The organism is Methanoregula sp. (assembly GCF_052325125.1).
GTDB lineage: Archaea > Halobacteriota > Methanomicrobia > Methanomicrobiales > Methanospirillaceae > Methanoregula.
On record NZ_JBKQWO010000044.1, the window covers coordinates 1 to 10,107 of the forward strand.

The window sequence follows — 10,107 nt, forward strand, 5'->3', positions numbered from 1 at the left end:
CCGCCCGGCGGAAACGTGACAGCACAGTACGCGATAAGTGCCGCCAACAGCGCCGCGCCCGGGACCTATGCGCTGGATACCGAGGTCAGGTACCGGGATGCGCTCGATAACAGCCAGATCTCCGATACCTTCAAGGCAGACGTTAACGTGGTTCCCCGGCCGACAACTGCACCCGTGGTACAGTTGCTTGAGATCGTCGCTGTCATTGCGGTGATCCTTGGCGCAGCCGGCTATTACGTGTTCGTGATGAGGAAGAAGAAGTGAGGTGCGGGTGGAAGGGGGCGCTTCCGGCGCCCGGGATACGGACGATCCGGGATATGCGCTCTGTCCTTGCAGACCCGGGGTGCCCGGCGAGCGACCCCCTCTATTATATGTACCGCGATCTTGCACGATCGCCGGCGGACCGGCGCTGGCTCATCAATCACCGGCTCCGCTATGACATTACCGTCATTCCCCCGCGTGATCTCTGCGGCGAGCATGTCAAGACAAAGGGGCATTACCATCCCGCCAATCCCGCCGGCACCGGTTACCCGGAACTGTATGAAGTTCTGGAAGGGACGGCACAATTTCTCCTCCAGTCACGGAAACTGGACGACGTTATCCTTGTCCACGCGGACACCGGATCGCGTCTGATCATCCCGCCGGGCTACGGCCATATCACCATCAATCCGTCGCCGGGCACCACCCTTGTTCTTGCAAACCTTGTATCTACCGCATTTGAGAGCGAGTACGGGGAGTACGAGGCCCTTCACGGGGCGGCATACTACGTCATGAGCGACGGCCGGATCGCCGGAAACCGGCACTACCCGGACATGCCCCCGGTCCGGAGATATGCCGTTGTCCGGGGAAGGGGAGCAGCCGGCCGGTCCTGTGCCGGGCCGATCTATGCCATGATTGGCGACCAGGATGCCCTTGCCTTTCTCAACGAGCCGGAAAAATACCCCGCTGTTTTTACGGGACTGTAAAAAGGCTAGGTGCGGCGAGGCGCTTGTGGGCGTTTTTCTCCGCCCGGGCCAGAACTTTTTCCTCGGCCGGTGTTCGGGCTTTCCAGCCGTTTGCCTCAAGGCTCCTGAGCGCCGTATCGATCTCGGCATAGGAAAGACCGATCTCACCCTCGTCGCTCTGGCCCGCCCAGAGCCCGGCCGACGGCGTTTTGGTGAGGATCGGCTCCGGGATTTTCATCTCCCGTGCCACTTCGTACACGTCGGACTTGTAGAGGTGGACGATGGGCTGGATGTCAGCCGCGTTGTCCCCGTACTTGGTGCAGTAGCCAAGCAGGCATTCGCTCCGGTTTGACGTGCCGCAGACGAGCCTGTGGTCGCGGTTCGCGTGGTAGTACAGCACCGTCATCCTGATGCGGGCCATGAGGTTCCCCAGCAGGTACGGCGATTCCACAAAGCCCGGGAGGGTTTTAAAGGCCGCAAGCATGGGGTCGATGGGGATGACCCGGTGCTCCATCCCGAGAGCGGCACAAAGATCTGCGGCATCTCGTACATCCTGCGGGTTGCTCACCGATGTCGGCAGGGAGAGCCCGAGTACCTTGTCCGGCCCAATCGCCCGGCAGCAGAAGGCGGCCGCGACCGCGGAGTCCACCCCTCCCGAAACGCCGACAACAATTCCAGTGCACCCGCTGTTCCAGTAGGCATAGCGAATCATCTGCTCGATCTCTCCCATCCTGCACCCGAGTTCTCTGGCCATATCTGCACTCCTCCGTTAGAATATGCGGATAAATTTTTTTAACTGTTCGGTATTCCCCGCCACGATCACAAAATCGCCTTCATGCAGTACTTCCGACCCGGGAGGGGAGACCATGATATGGTCCAATGCCTCGATCCCCAGGAACCGCACGCCGCTTTTCCCCATGATGTGGCTTACCGTCAGGTCCGTGGGATGCCGGACCTGTTTTAATACGACCATCTCGCCGTCCGGGAGATCGACGAGCACCGTGACCGTATCGGCAAGCACGATCCTACCGACCGTCTGCCCTCCGATCCGCGGGAGCAACGCGACATAATCCGCCCCCGCCCGGTACAGTTTATCCACGGAGGGTGGCTCGTTTGCCCGGGCAAGAATGCGGATGGCGGGGTTGAGGTTGCGTGCCATCAGGGTGGTGAAGATGTTCACGTCGTCGTCATTGAGAGCGACGATACAGAACCGGGCTTCACCTATCCGGGCATCCCGTAAGATCTCCTCGTCCTCGGCATTTCCAATCACCTCGTTCACGTCGTACTTTTTTGCATCGACCACCACGCAGGAGATGCCCGATGCCGCCATCTCGGTATATGCGGCAGATCCCACATCGCCGAATCCTGCAATGACCGCGTGGCCGATCTGTTCTTTGTCGACCTCCAGTTCTTCGTGGACTGCCCGGCGGATCGCGTCGGCCCTCCCGAATAAAAAGAGCGATGTGGTGGCATCGACCGTTTCGGAGGGATCGGGACGGGAGATAAACCTGCCCGCTTTCCAGAGGAACGGGACGATGATGCCGTACTGCCCGTGCAGGTTCAGGCCACCGAGCGGTTTTCCCGCTGCCTTGCTCTCGGGCATGACCGGGATATGGATCAGCCGGAGATTTTTTTCCGGGAATTCCTCGCCATTGATGGTGAGACGGTCAAGGCCGGGGATGGCGGGCTCCGTATCTCCGCCCGGGTTGAGGACTGCATGCCGGGCGAGGATACGCCCGGTCACCTGCTTGGGGGAGAGCACGTACTCCGCCCCGGCATACCGCAGGTACCGGTCAAAGGAGATCTTGTCGACAATCGAGATGATCCGGGCCGGCGTGAGCGGCCGTATCCCGAGGATGATGCTTGCCGTCGTCCGCTCGTCCTCGCAGACGATCACAAAATCCGCGTTTTTGATCCAGGCCTGCTCCCATGTCTGGGGGTCGTCATAATCCCCCCATATCACAAACGCCCTCCTGCGGTGTTTGAGGGCAAGTTCGCGTGCCGCTTTCTCATCCTCTTCGACTATGAGCACCTCTTTTTCCGAGAGGGAAAGGCTCTCTACCAGTGCGCGGGACAGCTCGCCATCCCCGATGATCACCGTGTGGTGGAAAAGGGCATGGGGTGTCCGGCGCACCGGTGCCGAACGGAGCACCGCGACAAGGTAAGGGGTGATAATGAGAGGGATGACCATGAAGATCATGATAACCCCCGAGAGCATCATGACCGAAGAGAAAAGGATCATCGTATCCGAATGGATGGCAAGAAGACTCCCGGTAGTCGTGATCGTCTGGATAACGAATAACACCGATTGTGCCCAGTCGACGGTTTTTCCTTCCAGCTGAGGATACAGCCCGTGGAAGATAACCGTGTAGATAAGGATGAGCAGGGCAAACATCACGAAATAGATCAGGACCCGCATCTCGGCGGACGTGTGGATGATACGCCAGACAACATTTTTTCTCGATCTCATAATAGAGTCCCCCGTGTAACGTCCCGGCGGATGCCGCAGGCATTGCATTCCCCGCCGTCAATTGGTTCGCCGCAGACCGGGCACGAAGGGGTCATCCCTCGCGCAGCCGCGATGCCGGCAAGTGTCCCGGCAAGGTTTGCAAGCGCGAATTTTGCGGCCGGGTGGCGGTCCGAGTACATGTCCAGCGCTGCCTGTGCATCTGCCGCAAGGGAATCCTGTCCGGCACAGGGGCCGGGGAGCAGGGCGTCCCAGGTGCCGTACTTCCCGCAGCACAGCTCCGCATACCGGATCACTTCCGGTGCCGGGATATCCATGAACGGCCGGATCGCGGGAATACGCGTTTTTCCCGTCACACCGGCGGGAAAGAGAGTTCGTTCGACCTTCCCGGACAGGAGGCTGGAAAAAAAATCCCCGGCGGTCTCGTCAACGGTTGTGGCGAATGCGCACCGGGTGGCACCGTGCGCTTCGGCGATCTCACCGAGCAGGTCGCAGAGAAGCACCCGGCAGGAGCGGCGGGCAGTATCCGGCCCGTTCTTCTGTACCATCTCATCTATCGTCATTCCGTACCGCTCCGCAAAGGAGCCGCAGTGCCATTCAACGCTGCAGGCAGCCGCCATCGCTCCGGCCTGAGCTATGGCAGGGGAGCCGGACATTCCGGTGTCGATGGTTATCGCAGAGAGCCGGATGTCACGGCGGGCTGCGGTGAGTTTTGCGAGAAAGAAGAGAAGGGCGGCACTGGCGGCATCACCAGACAGCGCCACAGCGATATGGTCGCCCGGGCGCAGCCAGCCGTGCGAACGGATGGCATGCTTGGCCTTTGCCTCGAAATCCTTAAGAAAATGCACCGGGCAGAGGTGTTTTCCCGAATAGGGCTGGTAAACGACGGCCTCGCGCCGGCACGCATCGCAATGCATGGGTGACAGATCCTGTTCTGATCTGGACGATAAAAGATGTTTAAGGTTGTGATGCTCCGGCGGTGGCTGCCGCGGAGGCCATGATTTTATAGTCTGCCACGTAACCACTCATAACAACCATGGTCGTGTCTCCGGAGCGCATCCGCAGCCTGCACAAATACGAGAAGGCGATCCTTGTCGCGCTCGAGCGCCAGATGAAGCGGTACGAGTGGGTCCCGCTGGAGAGCCTGGAGCAGGCGACAGGGCTTTCTGACTCCGAGGTCAATTACCGGTTGTCACGGCTTATCCGGTGGGGCATGGTGCGGTTCAACGCGGTGCCGTACGACGGCTATGCGCTCGTCTTTGGCGGGTACGACACGCTCGCACTTACCACCCTTGCCCGCAAGGGCATCATCTCGGCGCTGGGGACAAAAATCGGGGAAGGAAAGGAGTCCGTCGTCTACGATGCGCTCGGCCTCGGGCCGGTGGCTGTCAAGTTCCACCGGATCGGCCAGCGATCCTTCAACACGCCCCGGGTCAACCGGGAATATATTCCTGAAACCGGCAGCTGCCCGTGGCTGCTTGCCTCCCGGCTTTCCGCCGAACGCGAGTACGCGGCGCTCTGTCTCCTCCACCCGAAGGTGTCCGTCCCGCTCCCTGTCGGCCAGAACCGGAATGCGGTCGTGATGGCGCTTATTGACGGGTCGGGCCTCGCCCGGTACCGGTTGCCGGACCCGTCGGCCACCCTTGACGAGATCCTCGCAAACGTACGGGCCGCCTACCGGGCCGGCGCGATCCACGCGGACCTTTCGGAGTTCAACATTCTCGTCGAGGATGGAAAATGTGTCATTATCGACTGGCCGCAGTGGATGGAGACCAGCCACCCCAATGCGTTCTCCATTCTCGAACGTGATATCGGCAATATCCTTGCCTTCTTTGAGCGGAAGTACAAACTGTCGTATGACCCCGGGGAAGCACTGCGATGCGTGACCGGCTGAACATCTTTGGAATCGACATTGTCAAAGGCTCGGTGCGGTCACGATCCCGACGGCCGATGTACGCCCTTGTCCGGATGGAGGATCAGAAGATCACCAGCGAGAGTACGGTCTCGATGTTCCGGCTCTTCCGCCTGCTTTCCGAGGAACGGCCCGATATCCTTGCGGTCGACAGCCTCCAGGAGATTGCGGCCGACCAGCACGAGCTTTTCTTCTTTTTGCAGGGTCTCCCGCCGCAGACAAAACTCGTCCAGGTGACCGGCGGCGAGAAAAAGGAGACGCTCGGGAAGGTCGCCGCCCGGTTCAATATCAGCTTCGACCGGTTCGACCCCTTTGCCGAGGCCCGCACCACGGCCCGGGTCGCATCGCTCGGCGCCGGCGCCGAGGTCATCGCGTTCGAGAACGAGAGCGAGGTCGTCGTCAGCCGTCACCGGTCGCCGGGCCGTGGCGGGTGGAGCCAGAACCGGTACGTGCGGAAGATCCACGGCGCTGTCCAGCTTAAAGGGCGGGAGATCGAGATGCAGCTTTCAGGCGCCGGGCTCAGGTACGAGAAAAAGGAGACCAGGGCCTTCGGGGGGTGCAGCCGGGTGGCCTTCCGGGTCTTTGCCGTACGGGGCCAGGTGCCGGTCGGAACGTACCGTGGCGCCGATGTGCAGGTCAGGATCAGCGGCAAGCGTCTCGAACGGATCCGGTTCCGGCCCCTCTCGGGAAAACCCCGGTACCTTATCGTGGGGATCGATCCGGGCACCACCACCGCAGTCGCTGCGCTCGATCTTGACGGGAACCTCATGCACCTCGAAAGCTCGCGGCAGATGAACATGTCCGGTGTGATCGAGGCCCTGTACCGACTCGGAAAACCTCTGGTCATCGCATCCGATGTGCAGGAAATGCCGTACTCGGTGGAAAAGATCCGGCGGGCGTTCTCGGCGGTCTCTTACACCCCCCGGCAGGACACGAGCGTCGAAGCCAAACTCGAACTCACCGCCGGTTTCCCGTACGCAAACGTCCACGAACGGGACGCGCTCTCGGCGGCGCTTGATGCCTATCGCCAGTACCAGAACAAGTTCCGTAACCTCATCAGGCGCGTGCCCCCGGGTCATGACCTCGATGAAGTCCGGGCACGGGTGATCCGGGGACAGGCACTCGGCCAGGTACTTCTCGACATGAACGCCGTATCACCGGCCGCCCCGGCACAGGAAGCACCGGTAGCACCGGTCGCGGCCCGGCACGATGAGCGGGTGCGGGTGCTGGATGGGAGGGTAAAACGCCTGCGCACCTTTATGGCTGAACTTCAGGAGGAGGTCAAGGCAAAGGAGTACGAGATCCACCGGCTCCAGGGACGGCTCCGGGCAGTGCACGATACCCGGGACATGCAGCTCGCTAAGGATACTGAAATAGTAAAACGGGACGCGATTATCCAGAGCCTGAAAAAACGACTCAGAAAAGAAGAGCGCAACAGCCGCACGCTCGCACGGCGCATAGAAAGGATACGGACGTTTGCCGAACTGTCCATGGATGGCGAGGTGTTACCGGTGAAGGTGATGGACGCGCTCACGAAAGAGGCCTTCCGCCGGCTCATGGATGATACCGGCCTTTCCGAGGGCGAGATGGTCTTTGTGCAGCGCACTGACGGCTGGGGGCGCAGCGTGGTCAGGGATCTTGCAGACATACCGGTCCGGGCCCTGATCGCTCCTGCTCCCGGTGAGAGCGATCCGCAGATCCGCTCGGTATTCCGGGAAGCCGGCATCCCCCTGCTCACCGATACGGATACCGGTGTACAGGTGCGGGGGCGGCAGGGTCTTGCCGCGAAGGACCGCGTCGAAGCCGCCCTTGCCCGCTGGCAGGAGGAGCAGGCGCAGTTTTTACGCGAGAAAAAGTCCAGCCAGATCGAGCACATGTTCAAGGAGTACAAGAGCGAACGGGGTAAGGAAGTGCGCAAGGAAGGGGCCGGCGACCATGGACGATCGTGAACTCTTAAAGACCGTGATGGCGATTGTGGGTGAGGAGAACTGCCGCGACGACTGTGCCGTGCTGCCGTGCGGGGACCGGGTGATGGTGGCCACGACGGACATGCTCCACCGTACGACCGATTTTGTGGACGGCATGACCGACTGGCAGATCGGTTGGATGAGTGCAGCGGTCACCATCAGCGACATCGCGAGCATGGGAGCAGAACCGGCGTATGTGCTCATCGCGGTGGGGCTTGACCGGTGGGAGCATCTTGCCGGGGTCATGCAGGGGGCACAGGACGCTTGTAAAAAATTCGGCGCTTCCATTATCGGCGGGGACATCGACCACCACGATGAACTCACGGTCGTGACGACCGGTCTCGGCCTCGTGGACCGTGTGCATCTCGTGCAGCGGACCGGTGCCTGGCCGGGGGATCTGGTATGCATCACCGGGACCCCGGGGCAGGCTCAGGCGTGGCTTGACGGGTATAAACAGTTCGAGAAGGCGCTTTTCGAACCGCAGCCCCGGGTTGCGGAGGGCCGGCTCCTCTCACGCGGGGGGGTCAGCGCGATGATGGACGACAGCGACGGGATCGCCCTCTCGCTCTACGATCTCATGAGTGTCAATTCCTGCGGGTTCTCCCTTGACTCAGACAAACTGCCGCTGCCCGCGGGCATCCCGGAAGCCCAGGCGCGTGAACTGGCACTCTATGGAGGCGGGGATTACGAGTTGATCTTCACCCTGCCCCCGGAACGGTACCCGGTGGCCGGTGTACCCTGCACGGTGATAGGAAAAGCGATCCCGGAAAAAGCCGTGCTCGTGGATGGGAAATCCGTGGAAAAACGCGGGTACCAGCACCGGTGGGTGTAACTTGGCATCATGGTCAGGAGCCGGCGCATTTCTCTTAAATACAAATAACAAAAGATAATGGATAGAAAAGGATCCGTTCACCCACCATGGAATCGCTGGAGAGCAAACTGGACCGCCTCCCGGCAGAGCAGCGCCGGGAGGTCGAGGACTTTGTAGACTTTCTGATCCAGCGGGCGGAGGGGATCCGCGTCACCGTCGAGCTCGCATCCCACGATGCCATCCCGTCCGCAAAATCGGTTGCGCCCCCGCTTATCGCCCCGGATCCCGTCATGGGGGAGGATCCGGCACTTCCTGTGTCCCGGGGGTACGAGCCCCAGGCCACTGTGTTACCGGTTCATGAGGAGGAACCCCCTGCGGTCATCCAGGAGATCGGCGTGGGTGATGCGAAAGACACCCCGGACGGGTTCCTGGATTATGGCATGTTTGAAAAGGCTGCGCCGGCCCCGCTCCCCCCCTCCCCGGCGGATGAAGCCGTAAAAAAAGTAAAGAGAAAACTGATACAAAAGAGTGAACAGGCACAAACGAACCAGCTGCTTGACTGGATTGACTGAAACCCATACCGGCAAGAGGGGAATCCGGCCTTTGCACGTCTTTTTTGGGCTATTTTAAAAACAGCGTCAAAACGGTCTCTGGTGAAAATCCTGGTTATCATCGGGGCCCCCCGGGGCACGGCGGGCAGGAGAGTTTTTTTTTATCTCTGTTTATTGATCCGCCGCAGGGGCGGCGGCACTCATCGCGCCGGGGGTGCGAGGTACCGATCCACTTAACCGGTCGGAATAATTTTCACAGGGTAAAAAAAGATTCTCACGAGAACCGGAAAAGATGCTTAAAAACGATGGACTCGACGGGATTCGAACCCGTGGCCTTCACGTTGCAAACGTGACGATCTACCCCTGATCTACGAGCCCTTTGTGCGGTATATACTTTTTCTGTCGATTCCATATAGTTGTTACTGATCCGGTTTTGTAAAAAAACGGGGAATCGGGAGCCCGCTCCCGGTATGCATCAGAACGGCCGGAACATTTTTTGGTGTTTACGTTCGGGACAGGGCGGCAAAGATGAAGATTTAATAAAACACCGTGCCCAAGAACTGATCATATCCGGGGAAAGCGGTGACCCGCAACCCCAAAAAAATTGGAGATACCCTCATGGTGAAACTGATCATTGAACCAAAGAAGGCAAAGGACGGCCGGATCGATTATATCGTTACGTACCATGATGTGAAGACTGACAATCAATTCACAGTAACGACGACAAACGACCTGAATGAAGCCGTGCAGCGCCTCAAAGAGACGCTGGAAAACGAAGTAAAGATACTTTCCGCGAAGTAAATCAGAAAATCCGGTTCTTTTTTGTAATTTTAATAAAACCGAATGGACCCGGCGGGATTTGAACCCGCGGCCTCTACGTTGCGAACGTAGCGATCTACCCCTGATCTACGAGCCCGAGAATTGTGGTATTACAATTCTCCCGCGGATGGAATATAGTTGTTGTTGTGGAAAGGCAACCGCAGGAAAAATAAAAAAATCAGAGGATGATCTCGATGTCGAGTTTCTCTGCCAGTTCCTTGTACCGGTTCCTGATCGTGACTTCCGTGACCCCTGCCACTTCCGCTACTTCGCGCTGGGTGCGCCGCTCTCCGCCCAGGATCGAGGAGATGTAGATAGCGGCTGCTGCGACCCCGGTCGGGCCCCTGCCGCTCGTTAACTCCCGTTCTCCGGCTTGGCGCAGGATCTCGACCGCACGGCTCTGGACCTCGCCCTTGAGCGTGAGCCCGGAGCAGAAACGCGGTACGTAATCGATCGGGGAAGTCGGGAGGAGCTTCAAGCCGAGTTCCCGTGAGATGAACCGGTAGGTCCTGCCAATCTCTTTTCTTGAGACACGGGACACTTCGGCAATCTCATCGAGCGTACGGGGCACGCTGCACTGCCGGCAGGCCGCGTAGAGCGCCGCAGCTGCGACGCCTTCGATGCTCCGGCCCCGGA

The 10,107-nt window shown here is 59.9% G+C and carries 9 protein-coding genes, 2 tRNA genes and 2 pseudogenes; 7 read left to right on the forward strand and 6 right to left on the reverse strand.

The annotated features are described in order from the left end of the window. Window positions 1-264: pseudogene (locus ACLQMU_RS10010) on the forward strand (COG1361 S-layer family protein); the annotation flags it as partial. Then, window positions 261-965 carry a glucose-6-phosphate isomerase family protein gene (locus ACLQMU_RS10015; RefSeq protein ID WP_422149459.1) on the forward strand — a complete coding sequence of 235 codons (705 nt, stop codon included), beginning with the start codon at window positions 261-263 and terminating at the stop codon, window positions 963-965. The pseudogene ACLQMU_RS10010 and the gene ACLQMU_RS10015, both read left to right, overlap by 4 nt. Here ACLQMU_RS10015 and ACLQMU_RS10020 read toward each other — a convergent pair. From ACLQMU_RS10020 to ACLQMU_RS10030, 3 genes are read right to left on the reverse strand one after another with little or no spacing between them, the layout of a single operon-like run. Beyond that, a complete protein-coding gene (locus ACLQMU_RS10020; protein ID WP_422149460.1) occupies window positions 952-1,698 on the reverse strand; it encodes an NAD+ synthase in 747 nt (248 codons plus the stop codon). The two genes, ACLQMU_RS10015 and ACLQMU_RS10020, sit on opposite strands and share 14 nt — an antisense overlap. A 15-nt stretch (window positions 1,699-1,713) precedes the next feature. Beyond that, a complete protein-coding gene (locus ACLQMU_RS10025; RefSeq protein ID WP_422149461.1) occupies window positions 1,714-3,414 on the reverse strand; it encodes a potassium channel family protein in 1,701 nt (566 codons plus the stop codon). After that, window positions 3,411-4,328 carry a tRNA(Ile)-lysidine synthase gene (locus tag ACLQMU_RS10030; protein ID WP_424039606.1) on the reverse strand — a complete coding sequence of 306 codons (918 nt, stop codon included), beginning with the start codon at window positions 4,326-4,328 and terminating at the stop codon, window positions 3,411-3,413. Before ACLQMU_RS10030 ends, ACLQMU_RS10025 begins: the two co-directional genes overlap by 4 nt. 119 nt (window positions 4,329-4,447) lie before the next feature. Between ACLQMU_RS10030 and ACLQMU_RS10035 the strand changes: the two genes are divergently transcribed. The 4 genes from ACLQMU_RS10035 to ACLQMU_RS10050 all read left to right on the forward strand — a co-directional run bounded on the left by ACLQMU_RS10035 (window position 4,448) and on the right by ACLQMU_RS10050 (window position 8,673). Beyond that, a complete protein-coding gene (locus ACLQMU_RS10035) occupies window positions 4,448-5,305 on the forward strand; it encodes a serine/threonine-protein kinase RIO2 (RefSeq protein ID WP_424039604.1) in 858 nt (285 codons plus the stop codon). Then, window positions 5,290-7,272, forward strand: coding sequence for a DUF460 domain-containing protein (locus tag ACLQMU_RS10040; protein ID WP_422149464.1), 1,983 nt, complete (start codon window positions 5,290-5,292; stop codon window positions 7,270-7,272). Before ACLQMU_RS10035 ends, ACLQMU_RS10040 begins: the two co-directional genes overlap by 16 nt. Continuing rightward, a complete protein-coding gene (gene thiL / locus ACLQMU_RS10045; RefSeq protein ID WP_422149465.1) occupies window positions 7,259-8,122 on the forward strand; it encodes a thiamine-phosphate kinase in 864 nt (287 codons plus the stop codon). Before ACLQMU_RS10040 ends, thiL begins: the two co-directional genes overlap by 14 nt. 86 nt (window positions 8,123-8,208) lie before the next feature. Further along, window positions 8,209-8,673 carry a hypothetical protein gene (locus ACLQMU_RS10050; protein ID WP_422149466.1) on the forward strand — a complete coding sequence of 155 codons (465 nt, stop codon included), beginning with the start codon at window positions 8,209-8,211 and terminating at the stop codon, window positions 8,671-8,673. 285 nt (window positions 8,674-8,958) lie between these two features. Here the strand turns inward: ACLQMU_RS10050 and ACLQMU_RS10055 are convergent. Then, window positions 8,959-9,030 (reverse strand) — tRNA-Ala (locus tag ACLQMU_RS10055). A 240-nt stretch (window positions 9,031-9,270) separates the two neighbouring features. Here ACLQMU_RS10055 and ACLQMU_RS10060 point away from each other — a divergent pair. After that, on the forward strand, window positions 9,271-9,453 hold the full coding sequence (locus tag ACLQMU_RS10060; RefSeq protein ID WP_424039602.1) for a hypothetical protein: 183 nt from the start codon (window positions 9,271-9,273) through the stop codon (window positions 9,451-9,453). A 43-nt stretch (window positions 9,454-9,496) separates the two neighbouring features. Here ACLQMU_RS10060 and ACLQMU_RS10065 read toward each other — a convergent pair. Together ACLQMU_RS10065 and tfb are read right to left on the reverse strand one after the other, a co-directional pair. Then, window positions 9,497-9,568 (reverse strand) — tRNA-Ala (locus tag ACLQMU_RS10065). Window positions 9,569-9,649: 81 nt separating this feature from the next. After that, a pseudogene (tfb, locus tag ACLQMU_RS10070) lies at window positions 9,650-10,107 on the reverse strand (transcription initiation factor IIB); the annotation flags it as partial.